28 protein-coding genes and 2 pseudogenes are annotated in these 25,149 nt (G+C 61.9%); 17 read left to right on the forward strand and 13 right to left on the reverse strand.

The window, feature by feature from the left end; translation table 11 throughout:
- Positions 1-17: 17 nt before the first annotated feature.
- Entirely contained in the window at positions 18-851 is an 834-nt protein-coding gene (locus NKJ55_RS21120; protein WP_352451548.1) for an SDR family NAD(P)-dependent oxidoreductase, read from the forward strand.
- Positions 852-967: 116 nt separating this feature from the next.
- Here the strand turns inward: NKJ55_RS21120 and tnpC are convergent.
- The 3 genes and pseudogenes from tnpC to NKJ55_RS21135 all read right to left on the reverse strand — a co-directional run.
- Positions 968-1,675: pseudogene (gene tnpC, locus NKJ55_RS21125) on the reverse strand (IS66 family transposase); the annotation flags it as partial.
- Positions 1,676-1,791: 116 nt separating this feature from the next.
- Entirely contained in the window at positions 1,792-2,388 is a 597-nt protein-coding gene (locus tag NKJ55_RS21130; protein ID WP_036238319.1) for a response regulator, read from the reverse strand.
- Between the two features lies 1 nt (position 2,389).
- The gene (locus NKJ55_RS21135) at positions 2,390-2,587 is read right to left on the reverse strand and encodes a hypothetical protein (protein WP_156937318.1); all 198 of its coding nucleotides are present in this window, start codon (positions 2,585-2,587) and stop codon (positions 2,390-2,392) included.
- A gap of 252 nt (positions 2,588-2,839) precedes the next feature.
- Between NKJ55_RS21135 and NKJ55_RS21140 the strand changes: the two genes are divergently transcribed.
- Entirely contained in the window at positions 2,840-4,621 is a 1,782-nt protein-coding gene (locus NKJ55_RS21140; RefSeq protein ID WP_352451549.1) for a chemotaxis protein CheB, read from the forward strand.
- Positions 4,622-4,635: 14 nt separating this feature from the next.
- Positions 4,636-4,977: a response regulator gene (locus tag NKJ55_RS21145; RefSeq protein ID WP_352451550.1), complete on the forward strand. Its 342-nt coding sequence runs from the start codon at positions 4,636-4,638 to the stop codon at positions 4,975-4,977.
- 67 nt (positions 4,978-5,044) lie between these two features.
- Here NKJ55_RS21145 and NKJ55_RS21150 read toward each other — a convergent pair.
- A pseudogene (locus tag NKJ55_RS21150) lies at positions 5,045-7,346 on the reverse strand (FdhF/YdeP family oxidoreductase).
- Positions 7,347-7,493: 147 nt separating this feature from the next.
- Here NKJ55_RS21150 and NKJ55_RS21155 point away from each other — a divergent pair.
- The 5 genes from NKJ55_RS21155 (at position 7,494) to NKJ55_RS21175 (ending at position 9,021) form a co-directional block, all read left to right on the forward strand.
- Complete coding sequence (locus tag NKJ55_RS21155; RefSeq protein WP_254818791.1) at positions 7,494-7,712, forward strand: hypothetical protein; 219 nt, start codon at positions 7,494-7,496, stop codon at positions 7,710-7,712.
- Positions 7,713-7,725: 13 nt separating this feature from the next.
- Positions 7,726-8,184, forward strand: coding sequence for a GFA family protein (locus tag NKJ55_RS21160; protein WP_352451551.1), 459 nt, complete (start codon positions 7,726-7,728; stop codon positions 8,182-8,184).
- Between the two features lie 47 nt (positions 8,185-8,231).
- Positions 8,232-8,492: a hypothetical protein gene (locus tag NKJ55_RS21165; RefSeq protein ID WP_352451552.1), complete on the forward strand. Its 261-nt coding sequence runs from the start codon at positions 8,232-8,234 to the stop codon at positions 8,490-8,492.
- A 127-nt stretch (positions 8,493-8,619) separates the two neighbouring features.
- A complete protein-coding gene (locus NKJ55_RS21170; RefSeq protein ID WP_023676107.1) occupies positions 8,620-8,799 on the forward strand; it encodes a hypothetical protein in 180 nt (59 codons plus the stop codon).
- A 3-nt stretch (positions 8,800-8,802) separates the two neighbouring features.
- On the forward strand, positions 8,803-9,021 hold the full coding sequence (locus tag NKJ55_RS21175) for a hypothetical protein (protein ID WP_352451553.1): 219 nt from the start codon (positions 8,803-8,805) through the stop codon (positions 9,019-9,021).
- A 43-nt stretch (positions 9,022-9,064) separates the two neighbouring features.
- Here NKJ55_RS21175 and NKJ55_RS21180 read toward each other — a convergent pair whose 3' ends face one another.
- Positions 9,065-9,325, reverse strand: a complete 261-nt coding sequence (locus NKJ55_RS21180; protein ID WP_352451554.1) for a hypothetical protein — start codon at positions 9,323-9,325, stop codon at positions 9,065-9,067.
- A 447-nt stretch (positions 9,326-9,772) separates the two neighbouring features.
- Between NKJ55_RS21180 and NKJ55_RS21185 the strand changes: the two genes are divergently transcribed.
- The 9 genes from NKJ55_RS21185 to NKJ55_RS21225 all read left to right on the forward strand — a co-directional run bounded on the left by NKJ55_RS21185 (position 9,773) and on the right by NKJ55_RS21225 (position 17,590).
- Positions 9,773-10,489 (forward strand): GntR family transcriptional regulator, encoded by a 717-nt coding sequence (locus NKJ55_RS21185; protein ID WP_352451555.1) that lies wholly within the window; start codon positions 9,773-9,775, stop codon positions 10,487-10,489.
- Positions 10,489-11,583 (forward strand): LLM class flavin-dependent oxidoreductase, encoded by a 1,095-nt coding sequence (locus tag NKJ55_RS21190; protein WP_352451596.1) that lies wholly within the window; start codon positions 10,489-10,491, stop codon positions 11,581-11,583. The genes NKJ55_RS21185 and NKJ55_RS21190 overlap by 1 nt, the downstream gene beginning before the upstream one ends.
- A complete protein-coding gene (locus tag NKJ55_RS21195) occupies positions 11,583-12,128 on the forward strand; it encodes a flavin reductase family protein (protein ID WP_352451556.1) in 546 nt (181 codons plus the stop codon). The genes NKJ55_RS21190 and NKJ55_RS21195 overlap by 1 nt, the downstream gene beginning before the upstream one ends.
- A gap of 88 nt (positions 12,129-12,216) precedes the next feature.
- The gene (dctP, locus tag NKJ55_RS21200; RefSeq protein WP_352451557.1) at positions 12,217-13,194 is read left to right on the forward strand and encodes a TRAP transporter substrate-binding protein DctP; all 978 of its coding nucleotides are present in this window, start codon (positions 12,217-12,219) and stop codon (positions 13,192-13,194) included.
- A gap of 58 nt (positions 13,195-13,252) precedes the next feature.
- The gene (locus NKJ55_RS21205) at positions 13,253-13,765 is read left to right on the forward strand and encodes a TRAP transporter small permease (RefSeq protein WP_352451558.1); all 513 of its coding nucleotides are present in this window, start codon (positions 13,253-13,255) and stop codon (positions 13,763-13,765) included.
- A gap of 3 nt (positions 13,766-13,768) precedes the next feature.
- A complete protein-coding gene (locus NKJ55_RS21210) occupies positions 13,769-15,079 on the forward strand; it encodes a TRAP transporter large permease (RefSeq protein ID WP_352451559.1) in 1,311 nt (436 codons plus the stop codon).
- A 26-nt stretch (positions 15,080-15,105) separates the two neighbouring features.
- The gene (locus NKJ55_RS21215) at positions 15,106-15,819 is read left to right on the forward strand and encodes a hypothetical protein (RefSeq protein WP_352451560.1); all 714 of its coding nucleotides are present in this window, start codon (positions 15,106-15,108) and stop codon (positions 15,817-15,819) included.
- A 43-nt stretch (positions 15,820-15,862) separates the two neighbouring features.
- Positions 15,863-16,621 (forward strand): HpcH/HpaI aldolase family protein, encoded by a 759-nt coding sequence (locus NKJ55_RS21220; protein ID WP_352451561.1) that lies wholly within the window; start codon positions 15,863-15,865, stop codon positions 16,619-16,621.
- Between the two features lie 12 nt (positions 16,622-16,633).
- Positions 16,634-17,590 carry a C-terminal binding protein gene (locus tag NKJ55_RS21225; RefSeq protein ID WP_352451562.1) on the forward strand — a complete coding sequence of 319 codons (957 nt, stop codon included), beginning with the start codon at positions 16,634-16,636 and terminating at the stop codon, positions 17,588-17,590.
- A gap of 240 nt (positions 17,591-17,830) precedes the next feature.
- On the opposite strand, the gene NKJ55_RS21230 is transcribed toward NKJ55_RS21225, so the two are convergent.
- The 8 genes from NKJ55_RS21230 to NKJ55_RS21265 all read right to left on the reverse strand — a co-directional run bounded on the left by NKJ55_RS21230 (position 17,831) and on the right by NKJ55_RS21265 (position 25,133).
- Complete coding sequence (locus NKJ55_RS21230; protein WP_352451563.1) at positions 17,831-18,283, reverse strand: MaoC/PaaZ C-terminal domain-containing protein; 453 nt, start codon at positions 18,281-18,283, stop codon at positions 17,831-17,833.
- A gap of 1 nt (position 18,284) precedes the next feature.
- The gene (locus NKJ55_RS21235; protein ID WP_352451564.1) at positions 18,285-19,361 is read right to left on the reverse strand and encodes a Gfo/Idh/MocA family protein; all 1,077 of its coding nucleotides are present in this window, start codon (positions 19,359-19,361) and stop codon (positions 18,285-18,287) included.
- A complete protein-coding gene (locus NKJ55_RS21240) occupies positions 19,354-19,683 on the reverse strand; it encodes an L-rhamnose mutarotase (protein ID WP_023676093.1) in 330 nt (109 codons plus the stop codon). Before NKJ55_RS21240 ends, NKJ55_RS21235 begins: the two co-directional genes overlap by 8 nt.
- Positions 19,684-19,692: 9 nt before the next feature.
- A complete protein-coding gene (locus tag NKJ55_RS21245) occupies positions 19,693-20,805 on the reverse strand; it encodes a mandelate racemase/muconate lactonizing enzyme family protein (protein WP_352451565.1) in 1,113 nt (370 codons plus the stop codon).
- Positions 20,806-20,809: 4 nt separating this feature from the next.
- Positions 20,810-21,907, reverse strand: a complete 1,098-nt coding sequence (locus tag NKJ55_RS21250; RefSeq protein ID WP_352451566.1) for an ABC transporter ATP-binding protein — start codon at positions 21,905-21,907, stop codon at positions 20,810-20,812.
- 1 nt (position 21,908) lies between these two features.
- Positions 21,909-22,775 (reverse strand): carbohydrate ABC transporter permease, encoded by an 867-nt coding sequence (locus NKJ55_RS21255; RefSeq protein ID WP_352451567.1) that lies wholly within the window; start codon positions 22,773-22,775, stop codon positions 21,909-21,911.
- A gap of 2 nt (positions 22,776-22,777) precedes the next feature.
- Positions 22,778-23,674, reverse strand: coding sequence for a carbohydrate ABC transporter permease (locus tag NKJ55_RS21260; protein ID WP_352451568.1), 897 nt, complete (start codon positions 23,672-23,674; stop codon positions 22,778-22,780).
- 142 nt (positions 23,675-23,816) lie between these two features.
- Positions 23,817-25,133, reverse strand: coding sequence for a type 2 periplasmic-binding domain-containing protein (locus tag NKJ55_RS21265; protein WP_352451569.1), 1,317 nt, complete (start codon positions 25,131-25,133; stop codon positions 23,817-23,819).
- Between the last annotated feature and the right edge of the window lie 16 nt (positions 25,134-25,149).

Raw genomic sequence — 25,149 nt, forward strand, 5'->3', positions numbered from 1 at the left:
ATGAAAGGACACATGAGATGAGTAACAAAGTGTGGTTCATCACCGGGGCAGGACGTGGCCTCGGCCTGGACATTGCCAAGGCGGCCCTGGCAGCCGGCCACAAGGTGGTCGCGACTGGTCGTAATCCAGACAAGGTGGCGAACGCTCTAGGTGCTTCCGACGACCTTCTTGTCGTGAAACTCGATGTCACCAAGGCCGCTGACGCCGCCGCCGCCGCGCAGGCGACCCTTGAGCGGTTCGGACGGATCGACGTGCTGGTCAACAACGCGGCCAGCTTCTACGCCGGGTATTTCGAGGAACTGTCTCCCAAGCAGATGCAGTTGCAGCTAAGCACGAGCCTTGATGGTCCGATGATCGTGACGCGGGCGTTCCTTCCGGTCATGCGCAAGCAGCGCTCCGGCCAGATCGTCTCGATCTCCTCGACGGCAGGTCTGATGGGCTTTGAATTCTGCACAGCCTACTCTGCTTCGAAGTTTGGCCTCGATGGCTGGATGGAAGCGCTGCAGACTGAAGTCGGTCCGTTCGGCATCGAGACGATGATCGTCAACCCAGGCTTTTTCCGCACGGAGCTTCTGACGGAGGAGTCCACCAGTTACGCGGAAATCGCGATCGAAGATTATCACGAGCGACGCACGGCACAGATTGCCTTCTGGAAGTCCCAGAACGGCAAGCAGGGCGGTGACCCCGCTAAGCTGGCACGCGCTCTAATCACGCTCGCTGAGCAGGACGAACTGCCACGGCGCTTCCTCGCTGGCTCTGACGCTATCCAGGTGGCGGAGCAGAAGATTGCTCTCTTGCAGCAGCAGATCGAAGCGTACCGAGAACTGTCGAGTTCTCTCGCCATAGACTGAGGACGCTGGAACGCCCTGAGTCCACACCCTGCGTGCGGGCTTTGGGGCATTCGCCGATCCTCTATCTGCGTACCTTCCGAAGTCCGCTTGGGCCGACTGTAGTCTTCGGGGCCACATTACTTCCCCTTGTAAGCCCAAGGCAGCAGCTCATCGATCCGGCTCTGCTTGTGACCGTTGACGATGGCGGTGAGCGTAGTGGTCAGGTAGGCCTGCGGATCGACGGCCTTGAGTTTGCAGGTCTCGATGAGCGATGCGATGGTGGCCCAGTTCTCGGCTCCAGCGTCGTGCCCCGCAAAGAGTGCATTCTTACGATTGAGGGCTATCGGCCGGATGGTTCGCTCGACGCTGTTGTTGTCGATCTCGATGCGGCCGTCGGTCAGGAAGAGCTTCAAACCATCCCAATATTTGGCGATGTACGCCAAGGCCTCGCCGAGTGGAGACTTGGTCGCGACACGGGCGCGGTGATGGACGAGCCAGGTCTGCATGTCGGTGACCAGTGGCGTTGATCGTTCCTGTCGTCCGGCGAGGCGAGCCTCCGGATCAAGGCCACGCAGTTCGGCCTCGATCCGACCCAGTTCGCTGATCCGCTTGACGCCCTCTTCGGCGATAGGTGCTGCTCCGTTGCGGGTTATCTCCACCAGCTTGCGGCGAGCGTGTGCCCAACAATAGGCAAGCTGGATGTCCGAGCCGACACGGTCAGGTGCGATCAGTCTGTTGTATCCGGCATAGCCATCGACCTGCAGGATGCCGGAGAAGCCCTGCAATATCCGTTCGGCATGAATGCCCCGAGCGTAGGTGAAGGCCACACCAGGCGGAGCACCGCCGCAACTGTATGTTCTCAACCGAACAGGCGCGCCTCAAATTGGCCAAGGCCTATCCAAAGCCAACCGCCAAAGAGTCATAATCCATGTGCAGCGATACTAGTTGCCGGCCGGCATGGTCAGTGCAGCAGGTTTGCTCCGCGTGCCTTGACGATGTTTCGCATGATGCCGTTAAGCCAGTCCTCGGTGGAGGAACCGGATCGTCTCCTGTCGATCTCGCCGATGGCCTGCTCGAGCGTCCGCTCGACCAGCCGGTCGGAAGCGTCAACGTCTCCCAGCAGCAGACGCGCTGCGAGCCTGAGCTTAGGCAGCAGGGAAAATACGTCGTCTGACGGCTCGGTCGCCAGATTTCCGCTTGATGCTTTGGGCTCGGAGGGGAAGAGAGCATCGAAAACAGCCTGGCCGTCCGAGGATTTTCTGAGGCTGCTGGCATACCGAAGGCGCTCAGGAATAACGATGTCTTCGTCGCCGCTGAAAAACACGAACGGCACGCCGCGGCGCATCAGTTCGTCCGCGATCGGGAATACCCGTCTTCCGTTGAGATTGACGTCCAGGATCGCGGCTTCCGCCTCATCGGTATGCTTCGACGCCTGTTCGACTGTCGCCACGGGGCCAAGCACGACGGCGCCCATCTTGCTGAAATAACGTGCAAGATCGCCCGCCAGCATCCATTCGTCCTCGACGATCAGGATATGCAAGCCTTGCAGGTCGCGCACCTCATTGTTCCTTCTTTCTGCGGGAGTCACGGCTGTCGGCGCGGACTTGTACAAAATGACGCGACAAAGCCTCTTGCAACCGTTCCGCGCGCGCGAGGAGACGAGGCGGGATTTCTTCGGATACCGGGACCTTGGCCAGATCCGGCGAACGTAACGAGATTTGTTTTGCCGGCTTTATCTCAGGTGGTCGTTTTGCCATTGGAACCGCCTCGAAAACCGGATGTTAATGCCCACCGGCGGTGCTTTGTTCCGTTCGAGGACTATTTACTGGCATGAGGCTCGGTCCGGTCCCTAAAGCACGTCGCGTTTTGCCGGCCTCATGCGACGCGCTTTAGGCTGTTGTTTTTATTCATCTCGTTATCGCAAAACCGCTGCACATTTTTGCGCGACATGCATTAGTCTGAGGTCCGATTTGGCGGTTTCGCAGCCGCGGCTGTTACCGAGGCGTGGCATGGTGTTCCAGAACGGAAGATTTCCCATTGTCGGCGTCGGCGCATCGGCCGGCGGCATTCCCGCGATGGAAGGCCTGTTCAAAGGACTGACCGGCGGCACCGGCATGGCGTTCGTCGTCGTCACTAATCTGAGCCCAGAGCGCGAAAGCCTGCTGCATGACGTTATCGCACGTTACACCGGCATGCCGGTCATCGTCGCCGAGGAGGGCATGGCGGTCCAACCCGACCAAGTCTATGTGATGCCGCAAAACGTCGTCCTCACCATCCGTAAGGGCGAGCTTTCGCTGCGCCGGCCGAACACGCTTAACCGCGAGCGCAAACCGATCGACATCTTCTTCCGTGCACTGGCCGAGGACCAAGGGGAGTACGCCATAGGCATCATCCTGTCGGGGGGGGATTCGGACGGCACGCTGGGCGCCAGGGCGATCAAGGAACATGGCGGACTGACGATTGCCCAAGCCTCCAACGGTTCCGGCGCGCGCAACCCGGACATGCCGCAAAGCGCGATTTCGAGCGGCCTGATCGATATCGAAGCGCCCGCCGAGGAGATCGGCGCAAAGCTTCAGGCGTTTGGCCGCGGCTTCAATGTGCTGAACGGGCTGGCCGAGGGGGGTGGCGAGCACAAGGCTGACATGGATCGGGCCGCCGATGAAATCGACCCCACTCTGCGCGGCCATTCCGGTCACGACTTTTCCAGCTATAAGACGAAGACGTTCTCCGCCAATGAAGAGGCGCAGTCGACTAATGTGGAGCTTGAGGCCTCGAAGGAGGAGAAGCAGTCGCTCAACGAAGAGCTCAGCACCATCAACGCAGAGCTGACCAGCAAGATTGAGGAGCTCGACCGCGCCAACAGCGATCTCAGAAACCTGTTCGAAAGCACAGAGATCGCAACCATCTTCCTCGACCGCAACCTTGTGGTGCGGACCTTTACCCCCGCTGCATCGGCCGTCTTCAATCTGCGCCCATCCGATGTCGGACAGCCGCTGACCGACCTTTCAAGCCAGCTCGACTATCCCGAGCTGAAGCCTCACATCGAGGCAGTGTTCGAGACGGGAGAGACCCTGAACCATCACCTTGCGCGCGACGACAAGGGCCGGTTCTACCTGGTTCGCATCAACCCGTACCGGGACAAGAGCGGCAGCATCCAGGGCGTCGTCGTGACCCTGATCGACGTGACGACGCTGGCGCAGGCGGAAGAGCGTCAGCAGGTGCTCATCTCCGAGCTGAACCATCGCGTCAAGAACATGCTGGCGGTTGTCGCCAGCATCACCAACCGGACCCGTGAAAACTCGGCATCGAAAGAGGAGTTCGCCGAAGCCTTGATCGGGCGCCTGCATGCAATGTCGCGAGCCTATAGTCTGCTCTCGCGCGAGAGCTGGACGGAAGCCTCCGTCGAGGAGCTGCTGCGTCAGGAACTCGATCCCTTCGGCCCCGAACGGTTTGAGCTCGATGGCAAGAGGGTAAATCTCAAGCCGGCACAAGGGCTTTCCTTCGGCATGGCCATCCATGAACTGGCGACGAATGCCGCCAAGTATGGCGCACTGTCGAAACCTGCCGGGCGGATAGTTGTGAAATGGTCGGTGGCGGACGGAACCTTCAAGCTCGTCTGGCGCGAGAAGGGCGGCCCCCGCATCAAGGAGCCAACCGACAGCGGCTTCGGCCTTACCCTTCTGCGCGGAGAAATCGGCTACAGGCTGGGCGGAAAAGTTGAAACAAGTTTCCGCTCAAATGGTTTGGAGGCGGAAATTGCATTCCCTCTGACCCGCGAGGGCTCGTCGTGACCGGAAAGGTGCGTGTGCTGATCGTCGAGGACGAATGGCTGATCGCCGACGATGCGGCGGCTTACCTGCGCAAAGCCGGCCATCAGGTGGTTGGACCTGTTTCGTCGGTGACGGCGGCACTCCGGCTCATTGGCGAAGGCGGCGTCGACGCGGCGTTACTGGATATCCAGTTGAACGACGAAACCAGCTATCCGATTGCGGAAGCGTTGCGGACGCGTGGTGTTCCGTTCGCCTTCCTCTCAGGCTTTGGTGAACGCGAAATTCCGGCCGGGTTCCGCGCTTGCAGGATCGTGCAGAAGCCGGCGAGCCAGAGTGCGATCCTGAATGCCGTGGATGAACTCGCGCGAGCCGGCTGAGGTCGCGATTTGAAAGTCGCGCCAGGTCACATCGGCGTGGTGCGTGCCTGCCGCGAACGACGAACGCCTATGGCAATATCCGCACCGGTACCGATTTGACCGCCGGAACATGAGCCTTCTCGGCTCTGTGCCACAAAGGAACCAGCGGGTTGAGCTCGGGGTAGTAACCGGCGCAATTTCCCTCCGGCACCGAGTAAGGTGTAACGCGCAGCCCGTGCACGCGGCGCTCCACACCGTCCTGCGCATTGGCTTCGAGATCGACTTCCTGTCCGGCGCTCAAACCGAGGCGCTGGATATCCTTCTCGTTCATCAACAGCACCATGCGTGTGCCGCTGATGCCGCGCAGCCGGTCGTTGTAGCCGTAGACGGTCGTGTTGAACTGGTCGTTGGAGCGCACCGTGATCAGTGTCAGCACATCGCGGCCGGCGACATCGATGTCGGGATCAGTTTCAAGGCCACTTGGCAGCTTGAAGTTGGCCTTCTTGTTCGGCGTCTCCCACACCCGCTTGCTCGCCTTGATGTCGCGATGGAAGCCGCCGGGCGTCAGGAAACGCTCGTTGAAGTCGCGGAAATGTTGGGGGTAGCAGCGCTCGATTTCGTCGCGGATGCGGGAATAATCCCCAACCCACTCGTCCCATGGGATCGAACTCCTGCCCGGCACTGTCGCCTTGGCAAGCTCGGCAACGATCCTGGGCTCGGAAAGCAGATGCGGCGAAGCCGGAGGTCGCGATCCGAACGAGCCGTGGATACAGGCGGTGGAATCCTCTACCGACACCCTTTGGTCGCCGCTCGCCTGATGATCTCTTTCCAGCCGTGACAGGCAAGGCAGCAGGTAGGTTGTCCGGCCGGCGATCAGCTGGCTGCGGTTGAGCTTGGTCGCGATCTCGACATGCAGGTCGAGCCCACGCCAGGCTTTCTCGACCAGGCCGGTTTCCGGAACGGCCCGCACGAAATTGCCGCCGAGCCCGACGAAGCCCTTGACCGAGTCCGTCGATGACGCCTTCGCAGGTCTCGACCGTATCGAGGCCTTTTTCGCGCGGCGGTTCGAAGGCGTAGAATTCGGCGAACTTGTCGAGCGGCACGAGCTCGGGTTTTTCCGATATGCCGACGGTGCGCTGCCCCTGGACATTGGAATGGCCGCGCAGCGGCGAAATGCCGGCGCCGGGTTTTCCGATGTTGCCGCGCAGCATCAAAAGGTTGCACAGCATCTGGACGTTCTCGGTGCCGTGCCGATGCTGGGTCAAGCCCATGCCGTAATTGCCGATCACCGCGTTGGCATGGCTGTAGACCTCGGCGACATGCTCCAGGTCGGTCTGCGCAATGCCGGATCGCGCGACGATATCGCTCCACTGGGTTTTGTGCAGGAAGGCTTCGAATTCGGCGAAGCCATGCGTGTGCTCGGCGATGAAAGCTGTGTCGAGGACACGCGTCCTGCCGCTTTCGCGGGCGGCATCGTCGAGGGCCAGCAACGCCTTGGCGATACCCGTCATCGCGGCGATATCGCCGCCAGAACGAACCTGGAAGTAGTCGCTGGACATTTTGGTACCCGGTCCGGGCGACAGCATGTCGAGGGGGTTTTGCGGATTCTTGAAGCGCTTCAGTCCCCGCTCGGGCAAGGGATTGAAAGTGAAGACGGGCACGTTGCGTTGACGTGCCTCCTGCAGCGGATGCAGCAGGCGCGGCGCCGTCACCCCGGTGTTGTGCCCGAAGAAGAACATCATGTCGCATTTCGCAAAGTCTTCGAGCTGCACGGTCCCGACCGGCGAGCCGATCGATTCCGGCAAGCCGACCGAGGTCGATTCATGACACATGTTGGACGAATCGGGCAGGTTCGAAGACCCATAGATCCGCGCAAAAAGCTGGTACATGAACGAGGCCTCGAGCGAGGCCCGGCCAGACGTGTAGAACACTACCGATTTGGGATCGAGCCGCCGCAGTTCGGCAGCTATGTCGCGGAACGCATCGTCCCAGGAGACCGGCTCGTAACGGTCGGTGGCGGCACTGTAGCGCATGGGCTCTGTTAGCCTGCCCTGTTTCTCCAGATCGTGGTCCGGCCAATCGAGCAGTTCCGTCACCGAATGCTCGGCGAAGAAAGCGGGTTCGCAGCGCAGCTTGGTCTGGTCCCACATCGTCGCCTTGGCGCCGTTTTCACAGAATTCGAAAGGCCTCGGCTGGGCTGGCTTTGCCCATGAGCAAGACACGCACATATAGCCGTCGGCCTTGTTCTGCTTGAGCAGCGTGCTCCATATCCCGGACAATAGCAGGCCTTCGCCTCGCGCCTTGCGGACCAGGGATTTGAGCGATCCCCAGCCGCCTGTCGGGTGGTCGTATTTCTTGGTTTCGATGCGATCGGTTACGGCGGGTCTCATGCAAGCCGCTCCCTGTGGAAGAGCACTCATACGAACCCGCCGTGAGGCTGGATGTTCCCGGGCCGGCTCCGTATCGTCACGCCGTCCCGTCTAACCGGAACCATTTCCGCCATTGTTTGTTCGGCTCGAAGAAAGGAGCCGCGCGAAATGGAGCGACGTAACGCGTTAATTGCGATGGTGATTTCGGCCATCATCATCGTCGGCTTTCTCATAGGCTTTTTGTACGGCGATATGGGCTGGCAGACTTCGCCGCTCAAAAGAGCCCCTGAGCAGAACCAGGGTGGCAATGCTCCGGCCGATACCTCGCCTGCCGCCGGCATCAAGAAGAACCCAAAGGAAAATACCGAAATGCCAGGCCAGCAATGACGTAGGGCCAGCAATGAAATCCAGCAGCAAGGCAATACCACGAACTGAAACGGGGTCCTGTTTTTGCGGCGCCATAACGGCGGAGATGCGCGGCGAGCCTTTCTGGATTTGCTCCGATCACGATGACGACTGCCGCAAGGCGATAGGAAGCCCTCTGTCGGTGTGGGTCGGTTATCGGCCTTCCGAATTCACCTTGCTCACCGGCACGCCGAAGACTTTTTCGAAAACCCCCGGCGTGCTTCGGTCCTTCTGTGCGGATTGCGGAACATCGATCGGCTATGTCGACCAGGGCCTGCCCGACGAACTCTATTTGGCGATCGGCTTCCTCGATCATCCCGAACGGTTTCCGCCGCAGGCTCACGCATATTGGGACATGAGGCTGCCCTGGGTCGACTTTCCAGACGAGCTGCCGCGGGTGGGGACGTATTCGAGGCGGCGCGATCCGGCCTTCGGAAACCCGGCGGAACGCTAGCTTTCGATCCCATCGCTGGTTGGGAAACGTGCCTTTCGCGACTTGGTATGAAAACGACAATTGGCGCACGGCTGAAAACGCGCGATCATGTGCCAATGGGCCGCCGTTTGGATGACAAGCTCGATTGCAAGGCGTGCGGGACGATCCTGATGGAGATTCCCGACAATCCGAAGGATTCGACGCCGATCCATTGCAGCAATTGCGGCGCCTATCTCGGCGAATGGGGCGATCTGCAGGAGGATTTCTTCAGGCAGGCGTTCGGTGCCCAGGCCTTCGATCTGAACAACGGAAACATCATCAAGAAATAATCCTGGATCCCGCCGGCCCCAAGCCACGGCCTGTGGACCCGGCTCGTTGCGGCAATCACCGTTAGTGTCGGACCCTTGGGAACCTTTCTCCCGAGCCGCTTGTTTGGGTGGCGGAAGGAGAAACGCCATGAGCACAAAACCTCCGCCTGTGCCGCCGAAGAATCTGAGCCCAAAGGGCGCCGGTGACAAAAAATCGGTAGCAGCCGAACAGGGACCGCAATCAGCCGTTCCGGATCCCGACAAGCAGGGCCAGCAAGGCAATACGAAGGTCAACACCACCCATCAAGGCAACGTCCAGGATCGCTAGGTCATGTCCACGTCGAAGAAGACTCCTGCCAGCATCCGCCATGGCGGTCCCGGCGCCGCGCACGAAAACGCTAAGAAGCCGCTGAGCATCGAAAAGCCGCCGGCCGACTCCGACCGTCGCAGCCTCAGCAAGGTCTCCGGCGGCGGCGGCGAACGCGACAGCCACCATACCCACGACCCCGAAAAGAAAGGCGACACTCGGCCCGCGCATGAGGACAAGTGACGTCGGGCGGCGACGCGACGATCGGTGAGGTTCGAGCGAAGTGTCAGCGGGGACGGCGCGCCAAGGCAAACGGCACGACGTTGTCGACCACCGGCAAGTCGAACAGCATCGGAAGCCCCCTCGTCGCGGCCATTTCCACGATCAGCTCCTCGATGGAGTGATCGGTCAGACGGGTCTCGACGCCCAGCCGGATCATCGCCGCCAGCTTGTGCACCGGCACTGGCACGGACTTCGCCCGGTCGTCGAGCAGCTTGCTGATTTCGATCACGACGTCGGCGTCGATATTCCTGGGCAAGTCTCGCATAAGCGCCTCCCCGCTAAACGAAACGAAAAGCCCGCCGCACCTTTCGATACGGCGGGCGATCCAGTAATGCGTACCGGCGAGGGGATCGGGGTGGGCGTGCCGGCGCGCGCAGATCGCAAGTAATTTTAGTTAAATCCGTCAACTTCGATGTGTCACGGAAAAACGTCTGTACGTTTTTTACCGAACCGCGCGGATCGTTAGCTGTCCCCGCCGTCGCGCGGCGCGGCAGCACGGATGGCGCGATCCATTGCCCTCCGGACAGCGAACTCAAACAGTATACATTATAAACTTAAAACATCTTGCCAGGTGATCCAGCCTATGCTCCACTTGAGCCGGGAACATGGCTGATAGGTCAATTTCTGCCGACACGTGGCTGCATTTCAAACGGCACGACTGCGAGAACACAGCCTCAAACGATATACGAAATCTTCGCATGGGAAGGCGTGGATGACGGAAACGATCGAGCTCAAACGGGTTGGCGATGGCAATCTGCGTGCCCAGGTCTATCAACAAATCCGGCTGACGATACAGCATGGCGAATTGACGCCTGGCCAGAAGCTCGTCGATGTCGATATTGCCGCCCAGCTCGGCATTTCCAGAATGCCTGTCCGCGACGCCTTGATGCAGTTGGTGCATGAGGGCTATCTCGTCGGCACCACACGCGGCTTCACCCTGCCCACGCTTACCGCGACGGATGTCGCCGACATCTTCGAGGTCCGCCGCCTGCTTGAGCCGCGGGCCGCCGCGCACGCCGCACGGACACTTGACGCCGCTGGCCTCAAGACCCTGGCAGCCGCGCTTCGGGAGGCCGAGGCTGCGGCCGCCGCCGGCGATGCCGACCGCTTTTTCCAGGCCAATTCGGCATTCAGAAATTGTTGGCTCGGCGCCGTCGAGAACGAGCGCCTTTCCCAAACGATTGCAAGGTTCGCCGACCATGTGCTCGTCGTCCGTTTAAGGACGCTGTCGCACCAGCCGACACAGGCCGTTATCGTGGCCGGCATGCGCGCCATCTACGAGGCCTTCGTCAAGCGCGACGCCGTCGCCGCTTACGACCGCATGACCCACTTCATTCAGAACGCCGAGGAGCGTTTCATGAAGCTGAGCCCACCGTCTCAACATTCCGCCGGTGAAGGTGAGAGCATGTCGCAGCGGGGGAAATCATGATCAGGAAGCAGCACCCGCTGAAAGGGCCGAACAGGTTCAAGCTCGGCGTCTTTTCCATGAACGCCGATGGCGGCCTGGCAATGACCACCGTCCCCGAGCGCTGGCGCGCCCGCTGGGAAGACAACCTCAATTCCGCCTGTATCGCCGACCGCGCCGGCCTCGAGTTTCTGCTGCCGATCGCCCGTTGGCGCGGCTTCGGCGGTTTGACGCATGTGCGGGAATGGTCGTTCGAGACTTTCACCTGGGCGGCGGGCCTTGCTGTCGCCACGGAAAACATCGGCCTGTTCATGACGGTGCATGTGCCGCTGGTTCATCCCCTGCAGGCTGCAAAAGCGCTGGCGACGGTCGACCACATCTCCAACGGGCGTGCCGGCTTGAACATTGTCTGCGGCTGGAACCCCGACGAGTTCGCCATGTTCGGGCAGACGGTCGGCGATCGAACCTACGATCAAGCGGAGGAATGGATCAACATCATCGTGCGTGCCTATCAATCGAGGGAGCCGTTCGACTTCGGCGGCGAGTTCTATGATCTGAAGGGTGTCGTCAGCCGGCCGCCAAGCCTGCAGGCGCCGCGACCGGTGACCATGAACGCCGCCTTCGGCGCGCCGGGGCGCAACTACGCAGCGCGCCACTGCGACTATCTGTTTTCGACTTTTTCCGAAATTGCCGACGGCCGTGCGCATGTGGTCGACATCACAAACCGAGCGGCCGAAGTCGGGCGCGAAGTCGGCGTCTACACGGTCTGTCACGTCGTCTGCCGGGAGACCCAGCAGGAAGCCGAGGACTACTACCGGCATTACGCGCTGGAATGCGCGGACGAGGGTGCGGTCGACGAGCACATGCGCAAGAAGAAGGAATTCGCGAACTCGCACGATGCGAAGGCTTTCACCGAATATCGGCAAAGGTTCGCCGGCGGTGCCGGAACGTTCCCGCTCATCGGAACGCCGGAAAAGATCGTCGACGATCTCACTGAGATTATGGACCAGGGTTATTCCGGCGCCGCCCTCACATTCGTCAACTACACCTACGAATTGCCCTTCTTCTGCGACCGCGTGCTGCCGCTGATGCGCCAGGCCGGGCTTCGAGTAAATTGATGCCGGAGGCCGCCATTCCGACGCCGTGGGTGGATGGGCACGACGCCATCAATCCGCGCGCCTTCAAGCAGGCGATGCGGGCCGTGGCGGGCTCGGTCGCCATTCTCGCGTCGGAACATGACGAGATCGGTTTTTGCGGCATCACGGCGACGGCCCTCTGTTCGTTCAGCGCCGAGCCGCCGTCGCTGCTGGCCTGCGTCAACCGCAGCAGCACCTTTGCTTCGGCCATTCGCGAAGGTTTGCCTTTTTCGGTCAATCTTCCCGCCGGCGACCAGGAGAACGTTGTGCGCGCCTTTGGCGGCATGACCAAAGCCAAGGGCCCCGCGCGGTTCTCGTCCGGATCATGGGTGCGCGGCGAAACCGGCGCGCCCTTGCTTGTCGGCGCACGGGCAATATTCGAATGCCGGGTGGCCGAAATCATCGTGCGGGCGTCGCACATGATCGTCATCGGCATCGTCTCGGGCGTTGCACTGGATCGCGCTGACCGATCGCCGGTCTTCTACGCGCATGGGCGGTTCCTGACAGTAGGAGATGATGCCAACTAACCGCCGTTCACGCGGCGCAGCGATTGCAATTTCAGATCGGCCCGATCATGGGCCGGATCATGGGCGAACTATCAGAGGGAGTACGGCAATGCGCATTTGGAAATCCCTTGTTCTGGCTGCACTCATGTCGGGTGTGGCGGGTATCGCCACGGCCGAAGAGGTCGTCCTCAACGCCGTGCATTTTACGCCGACGCAGAACGGCTACGCCCAGAGCTTCCTGAAGTTCGTTCAGAAGGTGAACGAAAAGGGCAAGGGCGTGGTCCAGATCAACGTGCGTGGCGGGCCGGAGGTCATTCCGCCGATCCAGCAGGGCGCGGCGCTCAGGAGTGGCCTGATCGATGTGATCGACACACCGGCAGGGCAGTTCCTGGAGCTCGTGCCCGAAGGCGAGGTTTTCTCCGCATCGACGAAGACGCCGTGGGAGGTCCGCGACAATGGCGGCTGGGACTTCATCAGCGGGATTTTCGAGAAGAAGGCCAATGCCCATCTGCTGGCGCATGTCGACGCGGGCTCGGGCTTCAACGTCTTCACCGTCGACGAACCCAAGCTCAATAGCGAAGGCAGCATCGACTGGGGCGGCCTGAAAATCCGTTCCTCGCCGCTCTACCGCGATTTCCTCGAATCGCTAGGCGCGACGGTGATCGTGCAGGCGCCGGGGGATGTCTACACCTCGCTCGAGCGCGGCGTCGTCAATGCCAACGCCTACACGGTATTTGGTTATGCGTCGTTCGGCTGGGACAAATTCACCAAATACCGTGTCGACCCGCAATTCTTCAAAACCGATGTGCTGATCTCGATCAACAAGGCGAAATGGGACACGCTGTCACCCGAGGCGCAGAAGCTGCTGGCCGACACGGCCGTCGAATACGAGCGCGCGAGCTATGACGCCAACCTTGCCGAGTCCGAAAAACAGGCACAGGCGATGATCGCCGGCGGGCAGAAGATTGTCAGCTTGACCGGCGCCGGCCGCGACAAATTCCTGGCGGCTGCGACGCAGGCGAGCTGGGCGAGAATGGCCAAACGCGATCCCACCAACATCGATCAGTTGAAGAAATTCTTCCAGTAGCCCGAGCCGAGGGCGCTGGTGCGCCCCTTCATCAAGGTGGATATGAGGGTCGTGGGAAATGGACGGATTGTTTGCAGCGATCGGGAAGCTGAGCCTTGCGTTGGCGGCGGCGGCAAAAGTGGTGCTTGGCCTCATCATTGTCGCTGTGGTTGCTGATGTATGCGTCCGCAATCTCGGCCTGAGGCCGCTTGCCTGGGCGGTGTCCGCGACGGAATACGGCCTGCTTTACGCGGCATTTCTGCCGATGCCCTGGCTGGTCCACAGCAAGGGCCATGTCTTCGTCGAGTTCCTGCGCCAGGCGCTGCCGGTGCGGGCACGGGCGGTGCTTGAAAAGCTGGTCTATCTCGCCTGCATTGCCGTCAGCCTCTACCTCGGCAGCGTCGCTCTGTCTTCGCTGACAAGTGCCGTTGCGGGCGGCGAATATGAAACGCGCAGCTTCGACATGCCAAAATGGCTGGTCTTTCTGCCCATCATGCTCGCCTTCTACCTCTCGGCGCTGGAATGGCTCAGATACCTGCTCGGCCGTGACACGCTGTACACGCTCGATCCGCTGGAAATGGAAGGGCTCTGACCGGTGGCCTGGCTGTTTCCATTCGCCGTGCTCGTTGGCACCATCCTGGTGTTGATGGGGCTTGGGCTGCCGGTCGCCTTCGCGTTCTTCGTCACCAATGTGATCGGGCTGTACCTGTTCTTCGGCGGTTCGATCGGCGTGACGCAGATGGTCGCCAACTTCTCCGACGCTGTCTCGACCTATGCGCTTGCTCCGCTGCCGATGTTTCTCGTCATGGGCAGCCTGTTCTTCCGCTCCGGCCTCGGCGAGAAGGTCATCTACGCGCTCGACCTGTGCATCGGCAATCTGCGGGGACGCCTTGCCTATGTCGTCCTCGCCGCCGGCACGATCTTTTCCGCGCTGTCAGGTTCCAGCCTTGCCAATACCGGCATGATGGGCTCGCTGATGGTGCCCGAGATGCTGAAGCGAGGCTACAAGCCGCATATGGCCTACGGCCCGGTGCTTGGCGCCGGAAGCCTTGCCGTCATCATCCCGCCATCCTCGCTGGCCGTCTTGCTCGGCTCGCTTGCCCAGATCGACGTCGGCGCGCTGCTCATAGCGGGGGCTCTGCCGGGACTGCTGCTCGTTCTCATGTACGCGGCGCTGATCTTCGCGCAGACAAAGATCGATCCGGACGCCGCTCCGCACTATCCGGTGCCCGCCGTTCCCGCGGCCGAGAAGGTGAGGGCGGTCGCCGTCAACATCATTCCGATGGGCGTCATCGTGTTCATGGTGGTCGGCACGATCATCCTTGGGATAGCGACGCCGACGGAATCGGCCGGACTCGGCTGTGCCGCCGTCTTCGCCTTGTTGTTTGTCTACCGACGGTTCAGCTGGTCGGTTGTCTGGAAGTCGCTGGACGATGCGATGAAGGTCACCGGCATGACCTTCCTGATCATCTCGGCTTCGACGACGTTCTCGCAGATATTCGCCTTCTCCGGCGCCTCCAACGGCTTTATCCAGTTCATCGTCGGCTACGATCTTGGACCGTATCCCATGCTGCTCATGATGGTGCTCGTCATCCTGCTGCTCGGCATGTTCATGGATCAGGTCTCGATGATGCTGATCACGCTGCCGATCTTCCTGCCGATCGCCCAGCAATTCGGGTACGAGCCGGTATGGTTCGGGCTGATCCTGCTGCTCGCCTACGAGGTCGGCTTCACCACGCCGCCGTTTGGTCTGCTGCTGTTCATCATGATCGGCGTTGCGCCGAAAGGCACATCGCTCAAGACGGTTGCCATGGCTGCGGCGCCTTACATCGCGCTGACGCTTCTGCTGATCCTGCTGATTGTCCTCTTTCCGCAGATCGCTCTCTTTCTTCCGAATTTGATCTAGTCGAACTCGATCCAGCAGGTGTCCACATGCGCTTTGCCTATCTTGCTTTCTTCCATGATGACCGCGAGGCAAATTTGGCCATCGCCGGTGAAGACGTTGACGCCGTGCGGCGTGTGATTGCTTCAACGCCGGGCCTTGCGCTTGCAAACATCTATCTGCCCGAAGTGGCGACGGACATGTTCAACAACGATGGTCCACCGCCGGTCTTTGGCTTCCAGCTCTATTTCGACGAACTGGCGGACATGGAGGCGGCGCTGGCGCCGTCCGGCCATCTGCAGGCGCTTGCCGCACCTGGTATGCTGTCGAGCATCGCCGGTTCGAGGCCGACGCAACAGGCAATGTGCGTGCGTCCGTTTCCCGTCGACGACGCTGGCGTCAAGACGTCCGGGCTGCCCTGCAGCTATCTTGTCCACTATCCCGGGCCGGCCGAAGACATGAATGCCTGGCTCTACCACTATGTGACGCATCATCCGCAATTGATGCGGGGCTTCCCCGGCATTCGCCACATCGAGGTTCTGTCGCGACTGGATTGGTGCGGTTCGCTGCCCTGGCCGCGGATCGACCACATGCAGCGCAATCGGGTCATGTTCGACAGTCCCGCGGCGCTGACGCACGCGTTGCAATCGCCGGCGCGGCTGGAGATGCGCGCCGACTACAAGACCTTCCCGCCGTTTTCAGGCGGCAGCCGGCATTTCCCGATGTCGACGGAAGCCGTGCATCCTTCGTCAAGGACCACATAGGCAAACAGGTTTTTTGCCGACGCCGAAAATTTCTGGAGATTTCATGTACGACTTTCGCAAGAAATGTGTCTCTCTCGATCGCCTCATCGGTACCTTCTGTGCCATCCCGCACCCTGTGGCGGTCGAAGTGGCCGCCGCCAGCGGGGTCGATTTCTTGTGCATCGACTGGGAGCATTCGCAGATCGGCCGCGAACGGCTCGAGGATCTGATCCGCGCCGCCGATGTCCACAAGGTTCCCGCGATGGTGCGCGTTCCCGGCCACGCGCCGGAGTGGATGGCGGCCGCGCTCGACGCCGGCGCGTCGGGTGTCCTGGTACCCCGCGTCTCCACGGCCGAGCAAGCGCGCATGGCGGTCATGGCCTGCCGGTACCCGCCGGTCGGCGCCCGCGGTGTCGGCCCGGGCCGCGCCGCCGGTTACGGCTACAGGATTCCGGACTACCTCAACTCGGCCAACGAGGTCCTGACGGTCGCCATCCAGGTCGAGACGGCCGAAGGGCTCGCCAACATCGACGACATCGTCCAGGTCGACGGCGTCGACGTGATCTTCATCGGTCCCGGCGACCTGTCGGTTTCGATCGACGCGATGGGGCCGGCCGGCCAGGAAAAGCTCAATGCAGCGATTATGAGGATCGCGGCCGCGGCGCGCACGGCCCGCAAGGCCGTCGGCATCTTTCGCCCTTCGGCGGATGATGTCAGCAAATGGTCGCGGCACGGCATCAGCTTCTACATCCTGGCCAGCGACACGATGTTTCTCGGGGCCGGCCTTGCCGCCGGCGTCGCCTCGGCGCGCAGCGCCTCATAACAAGAGTTTGCCATGAAGATCATCAAGACCGACGGTGTGCTGTCAGTCGAGGAGGAGCAGCTGCGCTACCTCGACGGCTTGAACGTCGAATTTGTCGAAAAGACGCTGCTCACGGAAGACGCCCTGATCGAACACTGCCGCGACGCCGACGCATTGATGGTATTGCGGGAGCCGATCACGGCTCGCGTTTTGGCGGAACTGACGAGGCTCAAGGTCATCGGGCGGTTCGGCGTAGGGCTCGATTCGATCGACGTCGAGGCCGCCAGCCGTGCCGGTGTTCAGGTAACCTACGTGCCGGACGCCAATCTGGTTGAAGTCAGCACCCACGCCATGGCCCTGATCCTGGCCTTGACGCGCAGGCTGAAACAGTTCGACAGCGCGGTGCGCGCCGGCCGCTGGGCTGCAATGACCGACGGCGCCGGCATCGCGCGGCCCGACAGGCAGATCCTCGGCCTGATCGGCTTCGGCCAGATCGGGCGGCTGACTGCCGAGCGGGCGCGGGTCTTCGGCTACCACATCATCGCCTACGACCGGCATATGCCGGCCGAGCGCATCGCGGCCGGTGGTGCCGAACCGGTCGGCTTCGACGAGCTGCTGGCCAGGGCCGACATCGTCTCGCTGCACGTTCCAGCGACACCGGAGACCAGAAACATCATGTCGGCGCAAGCCCTGTCGTGGATGAAGGAAGGGGCGATACTCATCAACGTGGCCCGCGGCGGCCTGGTCGACGAGGTCGCATTGGCGGACGCGATCCGGCGCGGCCATCTGGCAGGCGCCGGCATCGACACGTTCGAGCGGGAGCCGCCTTCGCCCGACAATCTGCTGCTGGCGCTGGACACCGTCCTGGTCAGTCCACACGCGGCGCACTACTCGACCCAGTCTTACGCGGAGGTTCGCAACAAGGTGTTTGCCGATGTCGCATCGGTCCTGCGCGGCGGCAAGCCGGTATATCCGGTCAACCGGATATGACCAATTCCCGATGTCGGCACCACCTCTATCCGCCTGCTCCGCGGAACCCAGGTCCTGCAAGTCGGCGTTCGCAGGGCGATAAGGGGCAGCGCAACCTGTCGCGGTTGTCCGGTTTGCCACATTTTGTTCTTGCTTTGTGCCGGCAGCTATGCTACTAATTTGGGTATGGTGCTGATTCGAACCGAGGACCCGCCGCAAGGCGGTTTTTTGTCTTTAGGTTTCAGCGTCATCCGTCGAGGCTCAACTCGGCTTGTCGCGACGCTCGACGATGTAGATGTGATCGGCGACCAGTACCACGTCGCCATGCTGGTTGATCACCTCGCAGCGCTCGACGACCCGGCCTGAATCGGGTCGCTTCGGGTCATCTTCCCTAGCCGAGATGGTGGTGCGGGTCCTGATCGTATCGCCGATGAACACCGGCTTGATGAAGCGCAGCCGGTCGTAGCCATAGGAGAAGGCAACCGGGTTGACGACGCTGGCCGTCAGCCCGACGCCGACCGAAAAAACCAGCGTGCCGTGGGCGATGCGCTGGCCGAACGGCGTCGTCTTCATGAACTCGGCGTCCATGTGGTGGGGAAAGAAATCACCGGTATGGCCGGCATGGACGACGAAGTCGGTCTCGGTGATCGTGCGCCCGCTGGTCATGCGCGACGAGCCGATCCGGTAGTCCTCGAAATAGACAGTCTGCTCCATGTCAGGGCCTCGCCGCTATCGGTGTTGCCGGCGCCGCGCTCGATCGGTAGGCGGCTTCGACCAGCGCCATAGTATTCCAGCCGTCCTCGACGGAACTGACAAGCTCGGCGTCCTCGCCCGACGCGTAGCGCTGGACATTGGCCATGCGGCCGGCAAAGGCGTCCGGAAACCATGCGCCGAGGAGTGGAACCGCAATCCAGTCCGTGCCGCCTTTGGGGTAGATTTCGAGAATGTCCGGCTCGCCGCGCGGATAGTCGAGGTTGACGCCCAGTTTGAGGTAAGCGGCGCCTTCGGTGCCGCAGATGCGGAATTCGCAGGCCTGGTGTTTTCGACCGAATTTGTGATCGTGGTTGATCGACAATGCACAGCGCACCGTGTCGCCATAGTCGAGAATCGCGCTGGTGCGCGTTTGCGCAACCTTGTGGCCGGGATGGCCGAGCGACTTGGCGTGAACCCCCTTGGGGTCGCCGAGCAATTGCCGGATCAGGTCGAGATAATGGATCGAATGCATGGCGATCTCGACGCGCGGCGCCTGCAACAGGAATTCCCAGAGCTGCCAGGGTGTCGCCAGCGCCAGCCATGCATCGAAATCGACCACTTCGCCCAGCCAGCCCTTGGCGATCGCATCCTTGAGCGCCAGCATCATCGGCGCGAAGCGGAGCTGGAAATTCACCGCCGCCTTCAGGTCTTTGGAGCGGCAGATTTCGAGGATCTCGGTCGCCTCGGCGAGATTGCTGCCCATCGGCTTCTGGATCAGCGCTACCGCACCATCGCGCAGCGCCCTGAGCACGCCGGCGTGGTGAGCCGGCGGCGTCGCCAGATCGAAGACGGCGTCCTTGATTGACGCAGCTTCCTCGGGCGACCGGTAAGCGGTGACGCCCCATTTCTGCGCCAGTTTTTCCGCCTTGGCCAGGTCGGGGTCGAAAAGCCCGGCAACCGGAAAACCGGCTTTCCCATAGGCCGGGAAATGCGCATCGCCGACGATCGAGCCGGCGCCGAAAATCACGATCGGCCTGGGCTTTGACGGCTGTGCCCAGGCCTGGGAGAGCGAGGCAGGATCGAAAATGTCATCAGTCATAATGGAAGACTTCGTCCATCGACGCCCACCACTCGCCCTCCTTGCGGGTCGGCAGCGGCTCCTGGCATGGCATGCAGAGCGCCCACCATTCCTGCGTCGTGGGATCGGCGGCCATCTTCGCCATGTCGGCGGCATAGTCGGTGCCGTGGTACTCGAAGGTGCTGAACAAAAGGTGCTCCGGCTCCCTCAGATAAATCGAATAATTCTTGATGTTGCAGGCAGAAATCATCTTGAGGACGTCCGGCCACACAGCAGCGTGAAGCCGCACATACTCGGCGACTTTCTCCGGCTTGAGGCCGAGCACCATTCCCATTCGCTGCATGTCCGCCTCCTATTTTTCTATCGCCATGGTGAATTCCGCGATGCTCTTCGCCTTGATCGCATCCCAGTCCCAGTCGATGCCGATGCCGGGTTCGTCCGGTGCCAATGCGTGCCCGTCCTCGATACGCATTTTCTTGCCGGTCAGCTCGTCGAGCTGGGGAATATACTCGACATATCTGCCGTTCTGAACGGCGCATGTCAGGCTGACATGCAATTCCATCAGGAAATGCGGGCAGACCGGTATGTCGAACGCCTCGGCTGCATGCGCCACCTTCAGCCACGGCGTGATGCCGCCGATGCGGCCGACATCGACCTGGACGATCGAGCACGCGCCCTTCTGCATATATTCGCGGAAATGCCGGATCGAGTAGAGCGACTCGCCGACGGCGATCGGCGTCGACGTCGCATTCGACAGGCGGACATGGCCGTCTATGTCGTCGGCCGGCAGCGGTTCCTCGATCCAGGCGAGGTCGAGTTCACGCAGGCGTTCGGCCCGGCGGATCGCCTCGTCGACCGAAAAGCCCTGGTTGCAGTCGGTCATGATTTCGTAGGAATCTCCAACCGCCCGGCGCACCGCCGTCAGCCGGGCAAGATCCTCGGAGCCGTGCGGCTTGCCGATCTTGACCTTCGAGCCGCGAAACCCCTTGCCCTTGGCGGCCAGCGCATCCGCGACCAGCGCCTCGGTTTCGATATGCAGCCAGCCGCCTTCGGTCGTGTAGAGCGGGCAGCGGTCCTTGGCGCCGCCGGCCAGCTGCCACAGCGGCAGCCTCTGTTTCCTGGCCCGCAGGTCCCAAAGGGCAGTGTCGATGGCCGCGAGCGCGATTGCCGTGATCGCGCCGATCGTCGTGGCATGGGTGGCGAACTCCAGCTCGTGCCAGATCGCCTCGATCATGTCGGCGTCGCGGCCGATCAGCCGCGGCGCAAGGTGGTCGGCCAGCAGCCGCATCACCGAGGAGCCGCCCGTGCCGATCGTATAGCTGTAGCCGGTGCCGACCGCGCCGTCGGCGTCGGTGATGGTGACGATCGGTGTTTCCTGGCTGACAAAACTCTGGATGGCATCGGTGCGCTTGACCTTCGGCACCAGGTCGACCATCCGCAGTTCGATTTTCTCGATCTTTGCCATGGTTTTAACCTCGCAATGTCTTGCCCGTTTCAGCAGAAAACAGATGGGCCTGCGACAGGTCCAGGCTCATCTTGACCCGGTCGCCGGCTTTCAGCGGCTTTGGATTGAGCATCCGCGATACCCAGTCGCTGCCGTTGAATTCGGCGAACACCAGCGTCTCGTTGCCGAGCGGCTCGGTGACGGTCACCGGCAACTCCACCTGGTGGACGTCGACGTCTTCGCCGGAGCTGATGCCATGCCCGGTCGGATAGATGTCGTCGGGCCTGAGGCCGAACACGACTTTGTCGCCGGCCTCGATATTGGCCTTGAACTGGCTGGGCAAAGGCAGCCTCTCGCCGCTGGCGAACAGCAGCTGTCCGTCGTCGACAACCGCCTCATGCAGATTCATCGGCGGCGAGCCGATGAAGCCCGCGACGAAGCGTGTCTGCGGCCGGCGGAAGACCTCGTCGGGTGTGCCGACCTGCTCGATGAAACCGTCACGCATGATGACGATGCGGTCCGCCAATGTCATCGCTTCGACCTGGTCATGGGTGACGTAGATCACCGTCGACCGGACCTTGGCGTGCAGCTTCTTGATCTCGGTGCGCATCTGCGTCCGAAGCTTGGCGTCGAGATTGGAAAGCGGCTCGTCGAACAGGAAGACGTCGGGATCGCGCACGATGGCGCGGCCCATGGCGACGCGCTGGCGCTGTCCGCCCGACAGCTGCGATGGCCGGCGGTCGAGCAACTGGTCGAGGCCGAGAATGCCCGATGCTTCGGCGACGCGACGGTCCATTTCTTCCTTTGCGGCGCCGGCTATCTTGAGCGAGAAGCCGAGGTTTTCGCGCACCGTCATATGCGGGTAGAGCGCGTAGGACTGGAACACCATCGAGATGTTGCGCGAGCGCGGCGGCAGGTCGTTGACCATGCGGCCGCCGATCTCGATGATCCCGTCGCTGATCGCCTCGAGGCCGGCGATCATGCGCAGGGTTGTCGACTTGCCGCAGCCGGACGGCCCGACCAGCGCGATGAATTCGCGGTCGGCGACCTCGAGATCGATGCCGTGCACCACCGCCACCGGGCCGTAGCTTTTGGTGAGGTTCTTGAGCGATACGGTTGCCATGTCAGCCTTTCACCGCGCCGGAAGTGAGGCCGCCGACGAGATGTTTCTGGACGATGAAGGTAAGCGTGAGCGCCGGTATGACCATGACCACGGCGAGCGCGCACATGCCGCGCCAGTCGATGGTGAATTCGGCCGTATAGTCGAGCAGGCCGACCGGCAGGGTCTTGGAGTTGATCGAGCGCGTCAGCTGCGAGGCGAGCGCGAACTCGTTCCAGGAGGTGAGGAAGGCAAAGATGCCGGCCGAGGCGATGCCGGGCCCGGCCAATGGAAACTCGACCTGCCAGAAGGCCTGCCAGCGCGTGCAGCCGTCGATCTGCGCGGCTTCGGCGAGATCTTTCGGCACCTGGCGGAAAAAGCCGTCGATCAGCCAGACGGTGAACGGCACGTTGAGCGCGACATAGACGAGGATCAGCCCGAAATGCGTGTCGATGATGCCAAGCCGCGCAAAGACGAAGAACAGCGGCAGCGACAGCGCGATGCCGGGCACCGTGCGCGTCAGCATCAGGCCGAGGAACATCGCCGACTTGGCGCGAAAGCGGTAGCGCGCAAAGGCATAGCCGCCGGCCATGCCGATGACGATGGCGATCACCGTCGAGGTCACCGAGATGATCAGCGAATTGCGGAAGTAGTCGAGCACCGGAATGCCGCCCTGGCCGACGCCGCTGAACATGGCGATGTAGGCGTCGAGCGAGAGTTGCTGCGGGATCCACACCGGCGGCTTGGCCATGATTTCGACGGTCGGCCGCAGCGACGACAGCACGATCCAGATGCCGGGCAGGCAGATGACCAGCATGGCCAGGAACAGTCCGATGCCGTGAACGATGCCGAGCGCTTTGTTGCCGACGCGATGCAGGCTGTTCTGGTCCATCCTCACCACTCCGCCGCGATCTGCGTGCGCGCCGCGGCGAGCTTTCGGTAGAAATAGACGGTGAACAGTATCGATAGCAGGATCGAGAAATAGGCCATGGCATTGGCCATTCCCATCCTGGCATCGCCATAGGCGGTGCGGGCGACCAGCGTCCAGACCAGTTCAGTGCGGCCGGCGGGGCCGCCGTCGGTCATGATCTTGACGATGTCATAGGCGCGCGCGACGTCGAGTGAGCGGATGGTCATGGCGATAAAGGCAAACGGCATGATGAACGGCCAGGTGACATAGCGGAATGTCTGCCACGGCGTGCAGCCGTCGACGCGGGCTGCCTCGACCGGTTCGCGCGGCATCGCCAGCAGCCCGGCAAGGATCAGGATCGCGAACACCGAGGTCGACGACCAGATCTCGGCGATCAGGATGGCGATGAAGGCGAGATTGCCGTCGATCAGCCACGGGATGGCGCGATCGGTCAGGCCGAGCCCCTGCAGGGCGTTGTTCACCAGGCCGATATTGTCATTGAACATGAATTTGAACTGGAAGCCGACGAGGATCGGCGAAAACATCATCGGAAACATCATGATGGTGCGCAGGATCCGCTGGCCGCGCGATGCCTTCTCCACCAGCAGTGCCAGCCCGAGCCCGATCAGCATTTCCAGGTTGAGCGCCACCGTCAGCAGCACCACGGTGCGGGCAAAGGCGACCCAGAAAGCGCGGCTGGTCAGGATGGCGACGTAGTTGCGCGCGCCGATGAAGACCCAGAACGTCTCCGGCCTGGTCAGCCGGAACGGCGTGAAGCTGGAATAGAGCGAAAGCAGCAGCGGCACCACCACCACGGCCGCCAGAACGATCACCGCCGGCAGCAGGAGCAGCAATGGCGGCGAAGGTCTCCAGCCTTTCATGGCGATCCGGTTCTAGTTGGTGCCCGGACACCGAAGGCCGCCATCGGCGAGCTGGGATCAAGACAAAGCGTGTTGCGCATGGTTCGTAAAAAGTTCGGGGACGCCGCTCTTCGATGAGCGCGGCGCCCCCTTGGGAGAATGGTCAAAGCTTGCCGGCGTCCTCGAGGATTTGCGTGGCCTTGGCGGCAGCGTCGTCCAGTGCCTGCTTGGAGGTCTTGTCGCCAAGGATGGCGGCCTGCAATTCGGGATAGACGGCGTTGGAGATTTCGATCCATTCAGGTGTCTGCGGCACGGCAAAAGCGTGCTTTGCCTCTTCCTGGAAAGCCGCCAACACTTCCTTCTTGTAAGGATCGCTGGCCGCCTGCTGGATGTCCCAGTCCCACACCGCCGTGCGGGTCGGCAGTGGGCCGCTTGCCGCCTCGAGCTTCTGACTGTCCTCATTGGTCAGGAACCAGACAAGCGATGCCGCGGCTTCCTTGCTGGCGCAGTTTTCGGTGACCGAAAATCCGTGGTGCCCCGACCAGCCGGTGCGAATGCCGGCCGATCCCTTCGGCGCCACCTTCACGCCGACATTGCCGGCGACCTTCGATGACTTCGGATCGTTGAAGAAGCCTGCCCAGCCCGGCCAGTCGAGGTTGATGGCGACGGTGCCGGAGGCAAAGCCCTGGCCGAGATCGTCCCACAGATAATTGGTGGTGCCGGCCGGCACCGCCTTGGCCTTGTAGAGATTGACGAACCAGTCGAGCGCGTGCACGCCGGCTTCCGAGTTGAAGGCCGGCTTGCCGTCCTTGTCGAGGTATTCGCCGCCGTCGGCGATGAGCATCTCGTAAAAGCGTCCGTTGATCGCCTCTTCCTTGCCGGCGAACTGGGTGCCGTAGAAATCGGGCGGGCTGGCGAAGAATTCCGCCTGCTGGGCGACCTCGTCCCAGGTGTCGGGCGGTGTCAGTTCCTTGCCGTACTTGGCCTTGTAGGCGGCCTTCTTGGCTTCGTCCTGGTAGAGGCTCTTCTGGTAATAGAGCGCCGACACGTCGAACTGCGCGCGCGGCAGCATCACCAGCTTGCCGTCGAGCGTCGAGGCCTTGATCGTCGACGGCACGAAGGCGTCGATCTCCTCCTTCGGCAGCAGCTTGTTTAGGTCGGTGTAGATATCAGGATATTGCGGCGCGAAGGACGAGTGGTTCGACCCGACGCACCAGTTGATGCTGCCGGAGGCGATGTCCGATTTGATTTCCTTGTCGAGCTCGAAGTGGTTTTTCTTCGAGATCACGTTGACCTTGGCGCCGGTCAGTTTCTCCCATTCGCCGATGCGTGCGTACAGCCCTTCATATTGCTGGCCGCCGATCAGCTTGGCGTCGATGGTGACGCCGTCGAATTTGCCGGGCAGGTCGGCAGCAAGGGCACTCGCACCCAGTGCGAGCAGCGTTACGCCGGCCGACAGGCCGCAAAACAGTTTCGTCATTGGTATCCTCCCAAGA

The organism is Mesorhizobium sp. M0106, assembly GCF_040322715.1.
Lineage (GTDB): Bacteria > Pseudomonadota > Alphaproteobacteria > Rhizobiales > Rhizobiaceae > Mesorhizobium.

Coding starts and splice junctions, on each gene's coding strand:
- NKJ55_RS21120 (WP_352451548.1), top strand. CDS start 18: ATGAGTAACAAAGTGTGGTTCATCACCGGGGCAGGACGTGGCCTCGGC.
- NKJ55_RS21135 (WP_156937318.1), bottom strand. CDS start 2,587: ATGGCAAAACGACCACCTGAGATAAAGCCGGCAAAACAAATCTCGTTA.
- NKJ55_RS21140 (WP_352451549.1), top strand. CDS start 2,840: ATGGTGTTCCAGAACGGAAGATTTCCCATTGTCGGCGTCGGCGCATCG.
- NKJ55_RS21155 (WP_254818791.1), top strand. CDS start 7,494: ATGGAGCGACGTAACGCGTTAATTGCGATGGTGATTTCGGCCATCATC.
- NKJ55_RS21160 (WP_352451551.1), top strand. CDS start 7,726: ATGAAATCCAGCAGCAAGGCAATACCACGAACTGAAACGGGGTCCTGT.
- NKJ55_RS21165 (WP_352451552.1), top strand. CDS start 8,232: ATGAAAACGACAATTGGCGCACGGCTGAAAACGCGCGATCATGTGCCA.
- NKJ55_RS21170 (WP_023676107.1), top strand. CDS start 8,620: ATGAGCACAAAACCTCCGCCTGTGCCGCCGAAGAATCTGAGCCCAAAG.
- NKJ55_RS21175 (WP_352451553.1), top strand. CDS start 8,803: ATGTCCACGTCGAAGAAGACTCCTGCCAGCATCCGCCATGGCGGTCCC.
- NKJ55_RS21180 (WP_352451554.1), bottom strand. CDS start 9,325: ATGCGAGACTTGCCCAGGAATATCGACGCCGACGTCGTGATCGAAATC.
- NKJ55_RS21185 (WP_352451555.1), top strand. CDS start 9,773: ATGACGGAAACGATCGAGCTCAAACGGGTTGGCGATGGCAATCTGCGT.
- NKJ55_RS21195 (WP_352451556.1), top strand. CDS start 11,583: ATGCCGGAGGCCGCCATTCCGACGCCGTGGGTGGATGGGCACGACGCC.
- dctP (WP_352451557.1), top strand. CDS start 12,217: ATGCGCATTTGGAAATCCCTTGTTCTGGCTGCACTCATGTCGGGTGTG.
- NKJ55_RS21205 (WP_352451558.1), top strand. CDS start 13,253: ATGGACGGATTGTTTGCAGCGATCGGGAAGCTGAGCCTTGCGTTGGCG.
- NKJ55_RS21215 (WP_352451560.1), top strand. CDS start 15,106: ATGCGCTTTGCCTATCTTGCTTTCTTCCATGATGACCGCGAGGCAAAT.
- NKJ55_RS21220 (WP_352451561.1), top strand. CDS start 15,863: ATGTACGACTTTCGCAAGAAATGTGTCTCTCTCGATCGCCTCATCGGT.
- NKJ55_RS21225 (WP_352451562.1), top strand. CDS start 16,634: ATGAAGATCATCAAGACCGACGGTGTGCTGTCAGTCGAGGAGGAGCAG.
- NKJ55_RS21230 (WP_352451563.1), bottom strand. CDS start 18,283: ATGGAGCAGACTGTCTATTTCGAGGACTACCGGATCGGCTCGTCGCGC.
- NKJ55_RS21235 (WP_352451564.1), bottom strand. CDS start 19,361: ATGACTGATGACATTTTCGATCCTGCCTCGCTCTCCCAGGCCTGGGCA.
- NKJ55_RS21240 (WP_023676093.1), bottom strand. CDS start 19,683: ATGCAGCGAATGGGAATGGTGCTCGGCCTCAAGCCGGAGAAAGTCGCC.
- NKJ55_RS21245 (WP_352451565.1), bottom strand. CDS start 20,805: ATGGCAAAGATCGAGAAAATCGAACTGCGGATGGTCGACCTGGTGCCG.
- NKJ55_RS21250 (WP_352451566.1), bottom strand. CDS start 21,907: ATGGCAACCGTATCGCTCAAGAACCTCACCAAAAGCTACGGCCCGGTG.
- NKJ55_RS21255 (WP_352451567.1), bottom strand. CDS start 22,775: ATGGACCAGAACAGCCTGCATCGCGTCGGCAACAAAGCGCTCGGCATC.
- NKJ55_RS21260 (WP_352451568.1), bottom strand. CDS start 23,674: ATGAAAGGCTGGAGACCTTCGCCGCCATTGCTGCTCCTGCTGCCGGCG.
- NKJ55_RS21265 (WP_352451569.1), bottom strand. CDS start 25,133: ATGACGAAACTGTTTTGCGGCCTGTCGGCCGGCGTAACGCTGCTCGCA.